Origin of the sequence: Wolbachia endosymbiont of Rhagoletis cerasi (genome assembly GCF_018454475.1) — a bacterium.
Lineage (GTDB): Bacteria > Pseudomonadota > Alphaproteobacteria > Rickettsiales > Anaplasmataceae > Wolbachia > Wolbachia pipientis.
The window spans coordinates 101,075-117,555 of sequence record NZ_JADCNC010000016.1 but is presented as its reverse complement, the minus strand read 5'-3'; the positions used below and the strand labels follow the sequence as shown (position 1 = coordinate 117,555).

At 35.2% G+C, this 16,481-nt stretch carries 13 protein-coding genes and 1 pseudogene; 8 read left to right on the top strand and 6 right to left on the bottom strand.

All coding sequences use genetic code 11. The annotated features are described in order from the left end of the window. Positions 1-101: 101 nt before the first annotated feature. The 3 genes from INQ25_RS06260 to INQ25_RS06250 all read left to right on the top strand — a co-directional run bounded on the left by INQ25_RS06260 (position 102) and on the right by INQ25_RS06250 (position 1,337). Positions 102-422 (top strand): TrbC/VirB2 family protein, encoded by a 321-nt coding sequence (locus tag INQ25_RS06260; RefSeq protein WP_015589492.1) that lies wholly within the window; start codon positions 102-104, stop codon positions 420-422. A gap of 20 nt (positions 423-442) precedes the next feature. Beyond that, a complete protein-coding gene (locus INQ25_RS06255) occupies positions 443-799 on the top strand; it encodes a TrbC/VirB2 family protein (protein WP_015589491.1) in 357 nt (118 codons plus the stop codon). Positions 800-1,016: 217 nt separating this feature from the next. Next, positions 1,017-1,337 carry a TrbC/VirB2 family protein gene (locus tag INQ25_RS06250; protein WP_213863333.1) on the top strand — a complete coding sequence of 107 codons (321 nt, stop codon included), beginning with the start codon at positions 1,017-1,019 and terminating at the stop codon, positions 1,335-1,337. Between the two features lie 809 nt (positions 1,338-2,146). Here the strand turns inward: INQ25_RS06250 and recF are convergent. From recF to INQ25_RS06235, 3 genes are all read right to left on the bottom strand, one after another. Further along, positions 2,147-3,226, bottom strand: a complete 1,080-nt coding sequence (recF, locus tag INQ25_RS06245) for a DNA replication/repair protein RecF (protein ID WP_213863332.1) — start codon at positions 3,224-3,226, stop codon at positions 2,147-2,149. 16 nt (positions 3,227-3,242) lie between these two features. Beyond that, positions 3,243-3,710 carry a thioredoxin-dependent thiol peroxidase gene (gene bcp, locus INQ25_RS06240; protein WP_213863331.1) on the bottom strand — a complete coding sequence of 156 codons (468 nt, stop codon included), beginning with the start codon at positions 3,708-3,710 and terminating at the stop codon, positions 3,243-3,245. Positions 3,711-3,899: 189 nt separating this feature from the next. Further along, positions 3,900-5,327, bottom strand: a complete 1,428-nt coding sequence (locus tag INQ25_RS06235; protein ID WP_209473279.1) for a sensor histidine kinase — start codon at positions 5,325-5,327, stop codon at positions 3,900-3,902. 65 nt (positions 5,328-5,392) lie between these two features. On the opposite strand from INQ25_RS06235, the gene INQ25_RS06230 reads away from it, so the two are divergent. The 5 genes and pseudogenes from INQ25_RS06230 (at position 5,393) to tnpC (ending at position 9,883) form a co-directional block, all read left to right on the top strand. Beyond that, complete coding sequence (locus INQ25_RS06230; RefSeq protein WP_213863330.1) at positions 5,393-6,568, top strand: aspartate aminotransferase family protein; 1,176 nt, start codon at positions 5,393-5,395, stop codon at positions 6,566-6,568. 14 nt (positions 6,569-6,582) lie between these two features. Continuing rightward, the gene (gene rimM, locus INQ25_RS06225; RefSeq protein ID WP_038250708.1) at positions 6,583-7,089 is read left to right on the top strand and encodes a ribosome maturation factor RimM; all 507 of its coding nucleotides are present in this window, start codon (positions 6,583-6,585) and stop codon (positions 7,087-7,089) included. 62 nt (positions 7,090-7,151) lie between these two features. Next, a complete protein-coding gene (efp, locus tag INQ25_RS06220) occupies positions 7,152-7,718 on the top strand; it encodes an elongation factor P (RefSeq protein ID WP_006279719.1) in 567 nt (188 codons plus the stop codon). Positions 7,719-7,726: 8 nt separating this feature from the next. Beyond that, positions 7,727-8,419, top strand: a complete 693-nt coding sequence (locus INQ25_RS06215) for an inositol monophosphatase family protein (RefSeq protein WP_213863329.1) — start codon at positions 7,727-7,729, stop codon at positions 8,417-8,419. Positions 8,420-8,508: 89 nt separating this feature from the next. Then, positions 8,509-9,883 (top strand): annotated as a pseudogene (gene tnpC, locus INQ25_RS06210) (IS66 family transposase). Here tnpC and hemA read toward each other — a convergent pair. From hemA to htpG, 3 genes are all read right to left on the bottom strand, one after another. Then, complete coding sequence (hemA, locus tag INQ25_RS06205; RefSeq protein ID WP_213863328.1) at positions 9,870-11,099, bottom strand: 5-aminolevulinate synthase; 1,230 nt, start codon at positions 11,097-11,099, stop codon at positions 9,870-9,872. The pseudogene tnpC and the gene hemA sit on opposite strands and share 14 nt — an antisense overlap. Before the next feature lie 64 nt (positions 11,100-11,163). Then, on the bottom strand, positions 11,164-14,499 hold the full coding sequence (locus INQ25_RS06200; protein WP_213863342.1) for a host RNA manipulator TomO: 3,336 nt from the start codon (positions 14,497-14,499) through the stop codon (positions 11,164-11,166). A gap of 37 nt (positions 14,500-14,536) precedes the next feature. After that, positions 14,537-16,432 carry a molecular chaperone HtpG gene (gene htpG, locus INQ25_RS06195; protein WP_213863327.1) on the bottom strand — a complete coding sequence of 632 codons (1,896 nt, stop codon included), beginning with the start codon at positions 16,430-16,432 and terminating at the stop codon, positions 14,537-14,539. Positions 16,433-16,481: the final 49 nt, after the last annotated feature.

Genomic DNA, 16,481 nt, shown 5'->3' with positions numbered 1-16,481 from the left:
TGAAATAAAGGATACTTTTAAGCAAAAAATCCTCACCATTTACTTAAATTTAATCAAAGTGAAGGATAATCCAGCATTAAATAGAAATTATCGGAGGCGTAATGAAAAATTTTCTTCTACTTGTGGCTTTAATTCTCTCCTTTGCATTTGATGCAAATGCTGCAAATACTTTTGTTGATAAAAATGATACAACATCATCGGTGATATGCAAGATAATAGGCTATACTCACGGCATAGGTGGACCGATGATCACAATAGTGATAATTGGTGCAGCTTTGCTTGCGATATTCGGCAGAATGCCATGGCCAGCGCTTTTTGCACTCGGTGCGTTCACTGCTGTGTTTTTTGGCGCTCCTGTAGTCGTTTCAAAAATAACACCAGGAGGTGTGATTTGTAAAGACGGTGCAGTAGCGGATAAGTAATAGAAATTATTGGAGGCATAATGAAAAATTTTCTTTTACTTGTGGCTTTAGTTATCTCCTTTGCATTTGATAATGTTTTTGCTAGCAGTGTTACTGATGACGCAACGTCAAACACAATATGCAAAATAGTAGGCTATACTCACGGCATAGGTGGACCGATGATCACAATAGTAATAATTGGTGCAGCATTGCTTGCAATATTTGGCAGAATGCCGTGGCCAGCGCTTTTTGCACTCGGTGCATTTACTGCTGTGTTTTTTGGTGCACCTGTAGTTGTTTCAAAAATAGTACCAGGCGGTGTGATTTGTAAAAATGGTGCAACTGCTTGCCCTGATGGTACCAACTGGGATACAAGTACAGGAGCGTGTAAAAAATAGGCGCTGCAGATTTAGAAAAGCATTAGCTAAACGGTGCTTCTTAAAGGAGCACCATTATTCCACAATTGTATAAATGTTGTCCAAGTGAATAACACTGAGATCCGGGAATTTTTATAAACTGATAGGATGACAAATTTACTAGAACCCTTACCATTTACTCAAATTTAATCAAATTGCAGAATAATCTAACTTAGAACAGAAATGATTGGAGGGTATAATGAAAAATTTTCTTCTACTTGCGGTTTTAATTTTCTCCTTTGCGTTTGATGCAAATGCTGCAGATGCTTTTGTTGATACAAGTGATACAACATCATCAGTGATATGCAAGATAATAGGCTATACTCATGGCATAGGTGGACCAATGATCACAATAGTGATAATTGGTGCAGCGTTGCTTGCAATATTCGGTAGAATGCCGTGGCCAGCGCTTTTTGCACTCGGTGCATTCACTGCTGTGTTTTTTGGCGCTCCTGTAGTCGTTTCAAAAATAACACCAGGAGGTGTGATTTGTAAAGACGGTGCAGTAGTGGATAAGTAATAGAAATTATTGGAGGCACAAACGTAGTTTTCTTTACTTGAAAGTGGTCAAGCTGACCACTTTCAGTGTCTATGAATACCTAATAAATTCTCTTTCTGTAATCATATCAGTTAAAGTTTAGATTCCAGCGTCACGCGCTGGAATGACAAGGCTTATCGTCATGCCGCCGCATACCGTCATACCGCGATTCATTCGCGGTATCTCATCAGCTAACAAGCAGCGGAATAACGGTTGTCGTTTAGCTATGAATATTAAGAAATTTACCAAATGAAAAAAAAGGCAAAAGAAGCCCCGTGGTTGGCTAATTACTTACATTATACTTTCAAGTATGGCGTTTTTTTATTCTAAACGCTTAATAACCGCGATTCAGCTGCTTTTAAGCCGCAACTAATCTAAATTATAAACATTAAGAAATTTACTGAGCGAAAAAAAAGGTAAAGAAACCCTAGGGTGGCTAGCATTCAAATTCTCCCTTGTCAATTTGACGTTTTTTGCTGTCTTAAACGCTTTGTAAGCGCGTTTCAGCTTATATAGGTAGAAACCTAGAAGTTTTATAAAGACATGAGGTGCACATAGTGCAAAAATTCAGCATGATTTACGCCAAATACATTAAGTTTTTTATCATTAATCCACTGCAGAGATTGCGAAGATAAATAAATAGCTTCAGTTTCATGATAAGGGGACTGGCGAAGTTTGTAAAGTAACTTTTGCATTTAATTTAAAGTAAAAAAAACAGAAATGTTTTGGTTTGAGGTTTAATTGCCGGAATTTACAATTGGGAGTTGCCTGTATGAGCTTTGAAAGAGGTACTATTCATTTGATAATTCAAAAAACTTGAAAGAATAAAGATAGCTATTGAAATTATCTTGATTTACATCAGTTATCCAAGTTTGACATTGAATACTTAACACTTCCTCCATTAACGCCTTTCTGTAATGTTTATCCAGATGAGACATTATATCATCAAGTAGAAGAAGTGGTGCCTTATTGTAATGAATACACCTTGCTTTTACACTGGATAAAATAATAGAAAGCAGTAATAACTTTTGTTCTCCAGTGGAGCACAGATTTATTGGTACGTTTCTTTTTTGACAAAAAACCCGAAAATTATCGTTATGCACACCAAAGGTTACTCTACCAGTCAATGAATCTTTTTCTCTGTTTTCCTTTAGACGATTCTGAAAATATTCTGCAGTATCGTCCAAAGTTAGCTGGCTGCTGAATTTCAAACTTGCCTTCGGAAAAAACTCACTGGAATGGTTATCAATTGTGTCTTGTAGTGTCTTTAAAACAGACGATCGCATACGTAAAATACTAACTGCATTAACGGCCATTATGTTTTCAAGACTAGAGAGCCAATTTTCGTCCAAGGTGTTCTCTCTCAACAGTTTACTTCGCTCACGTTTAGCTTTTCTGTGTTTCATGTAGCAGCAAGTGTAATTTTCCTCAAACAGTGAGACTATACGGTCTAAAAATTTTAATCTGTCACTTGGAGAATTAAGAAGAACATAGTCCATTTGTGGAATCAGCCATATTACATTGGATATCTTATACAAAGATGAATAACTCGATTGCGTTTTTCCATCAATTTGTATTAGTTTCTTATCAAAACTCTTTGCGATACCAATTGAATTAAAATCCATTCCATTAAAAAAATCATAGTGCACTACCCAATCTTCACTACTGAATCTATTTTGTATCTCACTGGCTTTTGCTTTTTTCATTCCATTGCTTTTAGCAAGCAACGAGATTGCTTCAAGTATATTAGTTTTACCAATACCGTTTTTGCCAGTTATTACAACTGAGCTATCATCTGAATCCAGTTCAAAGTTTGAGTGGCTACGAAAATTATGTAATTTCAGCTTTTTTATGTAGCAATGGGTAGCCATTAACCTATTCTTTAGTTTATATTCTCTTTACTTCTTCCAGAACCTCATCAACATGTCCACTAACTTTTACATTTTTCCAGATCTTCACTATTTTACCTTTTTTATCTATTAAAAAAGTAGTGCGTTCTATTCCCATATACTTTTTGCCAAACATACTTTTCTCTACCCAAACACCATATTTTCCCAACATTTCAGCATTCTCATCAGAAACTAAAGAAAACGGCAGAGAATATTTTGCTTTGAAGTTAGTGTGACATCTAACACTATCTTTTGATATACCAATTATCACTGTGTCAAGGAAAGAAAAATCATCTATTTTATCTCTAAAGCCTTTTGCCTCCATTGTACAACCCGGAGTATCGTCTTTAGGATAAAAATAAAGAACTACATTTTTTTTATCAAAAAATTCACTCAGTGATAAATTTTCACCAGAATCTGCTGGCAAGCTAAAATCGGGTGCATTATTTCCTACTGCTAATTCCATACCTTGCTCCATTAATAACACTTCCATCTATAGTAGTATATTGTAGTCAGAGTATCAAATTTTATATATAGCTAACAGATAAGATTCTTGATGGGGGCTTATTGATGAATTTCTGCCTACCTTCTCGGCTTGCCGCTTTTGATAAAGTGTGGTTTTCGTCTGATGTAAGGCCATATCAAATAGATCCTATTAAAAATCAATCGAATCTTCACATGTTTGTTCTTCATAAAAGAAGTTCAATGTTATCGTAGTACCAAGTTTTGCTTCACTTTTAATGTCAAAAGTTCCACCCATTAACTCTACTAATTTCTTGCTTAGCGGCAATCCGATGCCCGTACCTTCGTTTCTATACCCCGAATCTGCTTGGCCAAAAACAGACATAACTTTATATATGTCCTGCTGCATTATTCCTATTCCATTGTCATGAAACTCAATAGTTAATAAGTTTTTTTCTATATTTTCTTTTATCACCATTCTTATTAAACCATCTTTGGGAGTAAACTTGATTGAGTTTGATAATAAATTTATTATAACTTGTTTCATTCTCTTGGGATCTGCAATGACTAATAATTGTTTATTAGTCATCTCTTTTTTTAAATTAATCCCGGCTTCTTTTAATTTAGGTAATAGCATATTTACGCATGAATCCATTATTTTGTTCAGGTTAAACTTCACTTTTTCTACTGTTAAACTACTTGATTCAGCTTTAGAAAAATCGAGCACATCATTAATTAAGGTAAGTAAGTGTGTTCCTGCATTATATATATCGTCTGCATACTCCTTGTATTGAGAATTATCCATTGAACCTAAAGTTTTATTTTTGATCAACTCCGCAAATCCAATAATAGCATTAAGAGGTGTGCGTAATTCATGTGTAACGCTTGCAAAAAACTTTAGCTTGTTTGCATTTTCTTGCTCTAATGTCTCTTTTATCTGCTGTAATTCAATGTTAGTTTTATGTTGCTTGGCTAGCATTTGGGTATTAGAAAAGTGCAAATAGAACATTATTAATATTAAGATTATTAATAATAGGCCCAAAAATGTTAAAAACAGGCCATATGCTATAACATAAGAATTATTGTAGTTTCGAAGAATCTTCAAAAAAAACGACGGTTTAACGCTATTTTCATGGAATATAGGGAAAATAGAAGTTAATGTATTTCCTGTAGTATAAAATATTTCTTGGTTACTTAATAGTTTATCAATTTCATCGTTTGTAAGTAACTGTTCATAATCATAATCTTGAGTGTTAAAATTACTGAATATTATTCTGCCGTTTTGATCATACAGTATTAAGCTGAAATCCTTTACTTTGCTCACTGATTGTAATAATTCAGCACGTAGTTTTACTAGTTGGTTTATGTAGTCAAAATTTTTGTATTTAATGTGATGCTTTTCTATTAGTAAATAATGGTATTTTTTTATTATGCCATTTTCCAGTACGCTTTTTAAGTTTACACTTGAATCACGGTAAGAAGAAAGGAAATTACTCCTTAGTAAATGATTACAATATATCACACTGAATAAAATCATAAAGATCGATGAGAGTAATACAATAACTTTTGTGTATTTGTTTTTCTTCAACGCAGAAAACATCAATTTACCTAGCTTATACATATCCTTCTTATTGTGAAACAACGGTTTTTATGTTATTAATAATAAAATTTAGCATATAATATTTTATGATAATTTCTCCTATTTTGCCAGTTTATTCTCCTGTTAATATAAATTTTTCTCATGGCAAAGGTATCTACCTATATGATGTTGATGGTGAGCGCTACGTAGATTTTCACTCCGGAATAGCCGTTAGTAGCTTAGGTCACACTAATTCGCGATTAATTAGTGCTCTTAAATTGCAAGGAGAAAAATTATGGCATATATCAAATACCTATAATATACCTGCTGCCAATAATTTTGCAGAAAAATTAATAAACAATAGTTTCGCTGACACTGTATTTTTCTCAAATTCTGGATCAGAGGCAGTAGAATGTGGACTTAAGATTGCTAGGATCTATCAAAATGGAAAAGGCAATAAAAATCGTCACAGAATTTTAACATTTCATGGTGCATTTCATGGAAGAACCTTTTTAACTTGTGCTACAAACGATAAACAGAAATTTTCTGAATTACTAAATCCCTACATTGATTGGTGTGATAACATCGAGCCCAATATTGAGAGCGTAAAGAAAGCAATTTCAAGTGGTATAGGCGTTATATTAATAGAACCAATACAAGGGCAAGGTGGTATCAAAGTAATGAATGAAGTCTTTATGAAAGAACTAAGAAAGCTGTGTGATGAAAATGACATATTGTTATTTTTTGATTGCGTGCAATGCGGTGCTGGCAGGACAGGAAAATTATTTGCATACGAACATATAGGAGTGGAACCTGATATATGTGCTCTTGCAAAGGGAATAGGCGGCGGGTTTCCGCTAGGGGCTTGTCTTGCGACTGAAAATGCTGCTAAATATATGGCGGTCGGTATGCACGGTTCCACTTTTGGTGGCAATCCGCTTGCAACCTCAGTAGGTAATGCTGTGCTCGAAGAATTGCTCAGCCCCGGCTTTTTGAAAAATGTTGAAATTAGAGGTAAATACTTAAAAAATAAACTAGAAGACTTAGCAAGTAAATTTCCAATAATAGAGGAAGTAAGAGGGAAAGGGTTAATGCTTGGAATAAAAGTGAAAGCAGACAATCAAAAGTTTGCAGAAGAGTTAAGTCATCGCGGCTTGCTTACTGTTGGGGTAACATCAGATAACGTTGTGAGAATTTTACCTCCACTCATTATCACTGAAAAAGAGATTGATGAAGGCATCGAGATTTTGACTCAATATTTATCTGAGAAATCTTCTGATTAGATACTTGCATTAATATGAACGACAATCTGGTATGCTTAGGAATTATTACCTCTCCTCACGGAATTAAAGGAGCTGTTAAAGTAAAAACCTTTACTGAAAAGCCTGAAAATATCTTCTTATATGGTAAGCTAATAAGTGGTGATGAGAATTATAAAATAGACTCAGTATCCGTCATAGGTGATAATTTAGTAATAGCTACAATAAGCGGAGTAAATTCCCGTAATGAAGCAGAGCTTTTAAGGAATAAGAAGCTATATATAGAAAGAAGCAAGTTACCAGAGCTAAATGATGAGGATGAATTTTACCAAAGTGACCTTGTAGATATGGAAGTAAGGCTGAAAAGTAATGAATTATATGGCTATGTAAAATCTGTGTATAATTTCGGCTCAGGGGATATATTAGAAATTTTAGTTATCAGCACAAAAAAACGTATTATGCTGTCTTTCACTAAAGAGATATTTCCACATATAAATATAAAGGGGAGGTATATAGTATTAAATATACCAGAATTTATTGACTAATAAAGACTTTGATATTTATATAAAGCTATTTATAATTGTAAGATCAAACTGAAAATGTAATTATGGCAGAAAGAGCTAACGATATTAGACCAGGTCAGGTGTTGGAACATAACGGCGGATTATTTTTGGTTGTAGGTATTATGCATACTCAACCTGGTAAAGGTGGTGCATACATACAAGCTGAAATGAAAAATATCAAGACCGGAGCAAAACACTATGAAAGATTTCGTTCTGATGCAACAATCAGAAGGGCAATTTTAGATGAAGAGGAATATGTTTACCTTTTCACTGAAGGAAACATTGTAAATCTTATGCATCCAAGTAATTACGAGCAAATCACTATAAATTTGGACTTATTGGGAGAAAAAAAAATTTATTTACAGGATAACATGAAAATTAAAGTTGTAGCTTATCAAGACAAAATAATTTCTGCGCATGTGCCTGATTATGTTACACTTGCTGTGAAAGAAACAGAGTCTGTTATTAAAGGACAAACTGCTACTGCTTCTTATAAGCCTGCAATTTTGGAAAACGGAATGCGCGTTAACGTGCCTCAATTTATAAAAGAAGAGGATAAAATTGTAGTATATACTCCAGGTGACAGCTATTATGAAAGAGTGAAAGAGTAAAAGGAAGAATGTCCCTCTCATCACCACGAATTAATGTGATGCTTGATTCTGTGCGTAGTGCTTCCAGGCAGCTTATGCGCGATTTTAATGAATTACAAATCTCTAATGTTAAATCAGCAGACTTTATCAATAAAACTTATTCAAAATCCAAGCAAACCATATACGATTGCTTGCACGACTACAAACGAGACTATGGGTTTATTTCCGAAGATGATACTGATCAAGAAGTAAAAGATGACACTTATACCTGGTTTATTATGCCTATAGAGGGCAGGGAGAACTTTTCCAGTTGTATGGTTTATTTTGCAGTATCAGTCTGTCTCATTCATAAAAATAAAGTTGTGGCGGCTGTAATTGATGCTCCGGCTCTTAGAGAAACTTTTTGGGCAGAAGAAAAGAAAGGTGCTTTTCTTGAGGACTTTAGATCTCGTCATATAAAAATGCGGGTGAAAAGCCGTGAAGGGGGTCTAATAGATGTAAGTGGTAATTTGTTAAATAAATTGCTGCCTGGCAATAGTAGTGTACGCTCCATCGGTTCAACAATTTTAGGCTTTGCATACCTTGCGGCAGGAAGGCACAGAGGAATAGTTTACTCTAGAGTTAACAAATATAAAACCTTGCTCGGTAGACTTTTTCTACAAGAAAGCGGTGGAAGGCTAACGGAAGACAACGGATTGATTATTGCTGGCGATATAAATTAGGATAAACAAGCGTATCCGTTCAGCGGAGTGGCAGAATAAGGTAGACAAGGTGATCTAAAAAGATAATCATAGAGCAAAAGTGAGGTAATGTGGTAAACCTTTTAGAACTTTGCAAAAATTTACAGCAAAAAATAGAAAAGTTAGAAGCAAAAATAGAAAGGCTGGAAAGAGAGAATGAAAGTTTAAAAGCAGAGAACAAGGCTTTAAAGATAGAGAACGCTGAATTAAAGGAGAGGCTTGGTTTAAACTCAAGAAATTCATCTCTACCAAGCTCTAGAGAGTTGTACAAAATAAAAAAGGGCAAGCCAAAGAGCGACAGAAACGTCGGTGGTCAGGTTGGTCATAAAGGAAGTTTTCGCGCCAAAATGGATGCAGATGAGGTGATAAAAGTAAAGTTGTCATCTACTTGCGAATGCGGAGGAGAGATTGCAATATGTGGGAAACCTTACATTCATCAAAAAGTTGATCTTCCGGAAATCAAGCCTTATGTAGTAGAATATCAATTAGAGCATGGCCGTTGCCGGAGATGCGGGAAAAGAAGAAGTAGTAAGTTACCAGAAGGTGTTACGTCAGATACATTTGGACCAAGGGTTAAGTCAATAATTGCGGCGTTCAGCGGGTTTTACAAAAATTCAAAACGCGAAATAGCGAGTGTCGTAAATGATATCTTCAATTTGAACATAAGCGTCGGTAGCATATCAAATAGTGAACATAGAGTTGCTTCAAAATGCAAAAAAATGTATGAGCAGATCGAACAAGAGATAAGTAGGAGTAAAGTTCTACATATTGATGAAACGAGCCATTATAACAAAGGTAAACTCGCTTGGTGTTGGATGTTTGCAAGCAATACGGCAAGTTTTGTAAAATTTACAGAGTCAAGAGGAATGAAAGTTTTACAAAGTAGTAAATTCTGCAATCGCAATAGCTTAGTAGTAACCGACAGGTACGCAGCATACAACTACTTTGCCGATAAAAACAGGCAAATCTGCTGGGCACATTTATCAAGAGATTTTGAAAGGTTAGCGCATAGTTGGAATATTAAAGTCAAAGTTCTGGGCTGTTACTTAAGAAACGTAGCCACTGAATTATTTGCACTGAAAAAAGCTTTACTAAAAAGTGAAATAGATGTTTTAAGATTTGCCAGACGCGCAAGAAAATTGCGAAAGCGTACACGATGTTACTTGAAGCCGTTTACCTGAAGCAATTGGAGCTTCTCGAGTTGCGAAAAATATTTTGAAATCTGAAAGAATGATGTGGAATTTTTTAGATGACTCAGAAAATATTCCATTGACAAATAATCACGCTGAACAACAGATACGACACTATGTCGTTTACCGTAAAAACTCATATTTTACACAATCACAGCAAGGAAACACATTCCTCGAACGGATAATTTCATTATACTTAACATGGAAACAAAAGGGGCTAAACCCTTTCCAAAATCTCCTATCTATTGTTTCTTAAACCACTCTGCTGAACGGATACAACAAGCTACAGAGATAGACAACTTTTCGAGAACTTTTACAAGAGATTCTGTCAAATGCTCTATCATTTCATCGGTATGATAAGGTGTAGGGGTAATACGGAAACGCTCAGTTCCTCTTGGAACTGTCGGGTAATTTATATGTTGAACATATATTCCATACTCATCAAATAATAATTTTGATGCTTTTTTGGATAACTCTGAGTTGCCAATTATTATTGGAATTATATGAGTTTCTGTTGGAATGAAGTTAATTCCTGCATTTCTCAGTGAGTTTTTTACTTTTTCAACGACTTGCTTTTGCTTTTCCCTTTCAATGTTGCTCGATTTTAGGTGCTCAACGCTTGCCTTTGCTGCCGCTGCTAAAACAGGCGACATAGCAGTGGTAAAAATAAATCCTGGAGCGGAACTTCTTATTACATCTACCAAGCTCTTTGAAGACGCTATATACCCACCCATCACTCCAAAAGCCTTTGATAGTGTACCTTGAATAACGGTTATTCTATCCATCAGGCCTTCTCTTTCTGCAATTCCGCCACCATGTGAACCATACATGCCAACTGCGTGCACCTCATCCAAATAGGTAATTGCATTATGTTGATCTGCAAGATCGCATATTGCTTTAAGCGGCGCTATATCGCCATCCATTGAATATACGGATTCAAGTGCTATTATTTTTGGTGTCTTTTTGTCTATAGACTTGAGTAACTGCTCTAGATGATTAACATCATTGTGTTTAAATATATGTTTTGGCCTTTTTCCTGATTTTATGCCTTCTATCATCGAAGAATGGTTCTTCTCGTCTGAAAAAATTACTACGCCCGGAATAACAGACGATAAAGTGCTAAGTGTTGTCTGGTTAGCGAGGTAGCCACAAGCAAAAGTTAAAGCAGCCTCTTTTTTATGCAAACAAGCTAAGGATTTTTCAAGTTCGACAACCTCTTTTGTTGTACCAGATATATTTCTTGTTCCCCCCGCACCAATTGATGAATTTTGAATAGCAGCAATAACTTTCTCATTTTGTGACATTCCTAAATAGTTATTACTGCACCAGACTATTACTTCCCTATTTCTTTCATAGTCCATAATGTGGGGGAGCCTACCTGGTAATGACGCAAAGTGCGTAAATTCACGGTAGCGCCCCTCATCTTTTATATCTTTTATTTTATTCAAGAATATTTCTTCGTAGTTTACCAAGTCCTTATTTACCGATAATTAACATAATTATAATAAATTATTAAATGGTAAACTACTATATTTATTATACATGTACGGCAGTAGGTACTTTCCCCGTGTTGAAAGATTTTTCAACCTCGTTGTTTTCAACTTGGCTTTTAGGTGTACAGTAGTATATAATTGCAGCGGCAACCAGACAACAAGCTCCAACTGCTATCCCCACTGCTAACATTTCTAAGTAAACAAAGATAGCTATCGAAGCTACTGCAGCCACGACTAGTGTTGAAACAACTATAGTAGACAATGTGCTTTTTTTGATATTCTGTGGAGAATCATTATCTTCTTCACTTGGATCATTATCATTTTCTATATCTTTCATGAGAGGCTTGTGATCATCCAGAGTTATAGTGGAAGCACTATTAGATTGACTTATCACCATACCTATAGACTGCACAGATACACTACTATCATCCACCCCTTTGCTATTCTGCTCTAGATTATCGGCAGGTAGTTGATCACTACCATTCTTTGACACTACACCTACACTACTATCACCTGCACTTTGCAAATTAGTATTACCTTTTTCACTTGAATCATAACTCTGTACCATAGGTTGAGCTTCCAGCAAAAGTACACCATTTTGATTACTTGCAACTTCATCAGTATCTTCACTAATAGTTTCAACCAGACAACTCACATCCCCTGAAACCTGCGCATCAACATGAATAACACGCTCTCTATCCACAAAGGATAATACTGTGCTATTGTCCACATAGCCGCTGCTTTGTAAACTCACACCACTTTTTTCCACTTTATTGTTTTCAGTATCACTACTCACAGGAGTTACCTGATCACTTATAGTAGCGCTAACATCTTGTATATCTTTATTGTTTTGATTATCAGACTGTCTACCATTACTTTGAACATTATTCACTTGTCCAGAGTTTTCGTTAGCTACTGAAGGCACTGGTTCTAGTATTGGTGCTGGTTTTGTATCTTGTTCATCAGTTTTAAACGTAGAATTCTTCTCACCATTTGTGCCATTATCTAAAGGATTATCATCATTCGAAGAACCTAGACCACCCGCTTGTTCTACATATCCAGCAGGTTGGACAGGAGCTTGTTTCCTCTTACTACTATCAACTTCAGTGATTACCTTCGAGCCATCATTTTTACCAACATATAGTTCTCTAAATTGCACTTCTTTTTCTTGTTCATTTTTCTTTTTTTCTTCTTTAGATCGTTTTATGCTCTCTTTACGTTTTTTAGCACTATTTTTACCCATTTCACCCTCCTCATAATTATTACCTATAGCTTCCTCTATTGAAGCCTCTTCATTGTTCATAATATTTTTTCCTCTGTCCACAATATTTTTTTCTGTCTGCTTACTGCCAGCACTTTCAAGTCCTGGATTTTCTGATAGAATGTCACTTGTTATAACTGGAATTTCTAATTCATCTGCAACGTTATTACTTCTTTTTCGTATTATAAAAGTTCCAGGAGTTTGGCACATTTCATCCCACAAATCTTGACGTTCATGACAGGAATATTTTTGCACATCAATAGAAAATTGCAGAATATTTCTAATTTGCATTAAACTTAATATAAGATCAGTATTCTCTTGACGTTTATTGTCTTTTGGATCTTTAGTGTATTCATCATACACTATGCAAGCAGTCTGAACTAATCCATTTACAATACCTGGAAGATAGCTGTTATTATATTCACGTAAAGCTTCAGATTGTAATAATTTATTTTCCTTTTCCAGATCTTCTATGCGCTTTTCTATGCTAGATTTAAAAATCTCACACTCCTCTCGAAAAATTATGTTAATTGCATCAATTTCTGTGCATAAGTAACATACTTCCTTGACTAAGGAGTAATCTTCTTGGCCTATTGAGTAGTGTGTTGCATTTTTCAGTATATTCTGTATGACCTGCCTAATCACTTGCTCATTATGTGATGCGTTTTGATGGATTTCTTTAGTGTAAAAAAGCACCTCGACTATAACGTCTGTGTTTGTGTTTTTAACATTAGACAATGCAACTAGAGTTGATTCGCATGTGTTATCAAATTCGTTATTTTTAAGTTTATGATCAAGATAATTAATAACATCATTGCTGCACTTAGCACATTCTTTGCATAGGTGCTCGATAAATGCAATATTACCAGCATCCAATGCAGTTTTCAGAATTAAATCATAAATTTCTTTTCTGCCACGAGCTCCTATGTTTTTCAGGATTTGTTGCCCTAGTATTGTAATAACTTTATCATCCGCAAATGCTTGTTCATATACATCGTAAATGGCATGATCTGCACTATTAGTGTATCGTTTGCACAGGTATTCAATGACAGATGTGTGTTCCTGGCTTATCGCAGTTTCTAATAAAGTAACAAAACTCTTTTTTAATAACTCTTCTGTTGAGGCTTTTTTAGTTAGCTTATTAATATATCTTTCAAATGCACCCAGCACTATCGTGATGAATTCTTCATTTTTGATCAGAGACGCTGTTTCAAGCACACCATACAAAGAATCAGGATTACTTGTTTTTAACACCTGTCCAAAATCTCTTAAAACGTATTCGACAAAAACTGCATTTAATAATTCTTGCTCTTTTCTTAATGCTATAACTGAGAAAAAACCAATCTTATTAGGTTCGACAAGTTGTATAGTTTGATCTTTTAATCTTCCATAAACTCCATCGGTACCATGGAATTTTTCTATAAAAGCTTCAATATATTTTTGACCACCAACAAGGAGAGGTAAAAGACTTAAATTTCCTTCAGCAAAAAGAAAATCCTGATATTGCTCTACTAGCTTGTCATTAGCTGCAATTGCCAATAGTACCAATTCTTTTACTGAATAATCATACTTGAAACCCTCTTGATCAAATTTATATTGTGATAGTACATTTGAATATATATGTTGATGGTTGCTTCCGTTTTGTAACTCCAAATTAAGTTGATTTGAACAGAAATCTTTGAGATTTTCATTATCCAGCGTAATAGACCTGCCTTCATAATCTTCAATATTTTGTACAACCTTGTCTAATTCTTCACAATTATCTTCTTGTATAGCTTGATTTAAGATATTTATAATCTCAGCAAAAGTTAAGTTTTTAGGAATGATACCATATGAATCTTCATCTTTTAACTCTACAGTAAACGACCTATCACAACCATCAGGAAAGTTTGCAAGTATTGCATTCTCTAAACTTAGATCTTCAGGGGATGTACTACATGGAGTAGCTGGTATCTCTTGACTTTCGCTATCTAAAACTTCAAACTCTTCTTCAATACCTGAATCTTCAGAATCTGGTTTTTCAAAACCATGCCAACTTTTGATTAATCTTTCCGAACTTGATTGGCCCTGTGAAGTTGCATCCTGTGATACAAAGTCTCTAAAATTGGAACCAAACATGTTTTACCCCTAATTAATAGCTGAGCTAAGTATAGCATTAAACAACAATCTTGTTAAGCAAATTATTAACTCTCTTAGCAAACAGACTTACATCATCCATCTCTTCGCCTTCCACGATGCAAGCTTGGTAAAATAATAAATGAATCATGTCCTCCAATGTTGGGTTTTCACCATTTTCAGCGTGAGATTTCATTATACTTTTTATTACAGGATGTTTAGTGTTAATTTCAAGCACCTTTGGCGTGCGGTAATTTAGCTGCTTTTGTTCACGCAAAAAACGCTCCATGCGAAGATCCATAGCACCTTCATCAACCGCTAGGCATACGGGACTATCAGTCAATTTTTTGGAAATTTTTACGCTTTTTACTGAATCTCCAAGCACTGTGGTAAAATATTGCAGTATAGTTTCCTCAGTTTTTTCTTCATTCGATTTATTTTCTTCATCTGTCTTATCTTCTTCTGAAGAGAATTTTTCCAAATCAACATCTGCACGGGTTACAGACTTGATTTTCTGATCTTTGTATTCATGAATTACACTAGTCCAAAAGTCATCAACTGGATCAACAAATAGGAGCACTTCTAGTCCTTTACTGACGAATCCCTCAAGTTGCGGACTGTTTTTCACTGAATCCAAGCTATTTCCGGTGAGATAATAGATATGTTCCTGCTCAGGCTTCATTCTGCTTATATAATCATCAATGCTGATCAACTTCTCATCACCGGTGCTATTAAATCTGCAAATTGAGAGCAGCGCTTCTCTCTCATCAGTTGGCATAGCTTCGCAAAGACCTTCCTTTAAAACTGCACCAAAATTGGTCCAGAATTTTGTATATTCCTCTAAATTCTCTTTTGCTTTTTTACCGAGCTCTGATATCACACGCTTAGTGAGAGATTTTCTGATCTGCTCAACAACACGATTATTCTGCAGCGTTTCTCTGCTGATATTAAGAGGCAAGTCCGGTGAATCAACCACGCCTTTCAGAAAACGCAAGTATTGTGGTATAATCTGTACGTTATCTTCAGTGATAAATACTTTATTTACATATAACTTCACAGAGCAACGTCTATCTGGATGGAATAAATCAAAAGGTTTTATAGAAGGAGCATAAAGCAAATTTGTATATTCTATTGCACCTTCATTTTTATTATGCAATATCATCCAGGGCTCCCCGCCAACGTGAGCAACACTGCGGAAAAAATCGTTGTGCTCCTCTTGAGTAACGTCATTTTTTGGCTTAGTCCAAATTGCAGCCTTACTGTTTAACTTTTCACTTTTTCCTTCTTCGTCTATAAATTCAACAGGAAAATTTATGTGATCAGAGTAAGTAGTGACAATATTTTCAACACGAAATTTATCTAAAAACTCGTTTTCTTCAGGATGCATAATGAGCGTAATTTTGGTTCCGCGAGGGACTTGATTATCTGACTTGCTGATTGAATATTCCCCATCTCCTTTGGATTGCCAGATCCAAGACTCCTCTTCTCCAGCTTTTCTCGATTCTACTATTACTTCTGATGCAACCATAAAGCTTGAGTAAAAACCAACACCAAACTTCCCAATCAGCTCCACAGTTTGGCTTGAATCCTTGCTATTCTTAATCGCATCCAAGAACTTTTGCGTACCAGAGCTTGCAATTGTACCAAGATTGTCTATTAAATCCTGTCTATTCATTCCAATGCCATTATCAGTGATATATAGCTCGTTCTTATCTTTATTGGAGCTGATAGTGATTTTTAATTCGTCACTCAAATCTAGCAAATTAGGGTTTAGTTGAGATTCATAGCGCAACTTATCACATGCATCTGATGCATTTGATATTAATTCACGCAGAAAAATGTCTTTATTGGTGTAAAGTGAATGAATCACTATATTCAGTACTTTCCCTACCTCAGCGTCAAATTTTAAATTTTCAGTTTCTTGTACATTATGCATTTTGAGCTCCATTATTTGCCTACTACCCTAATAATTTAAGTATTGAATC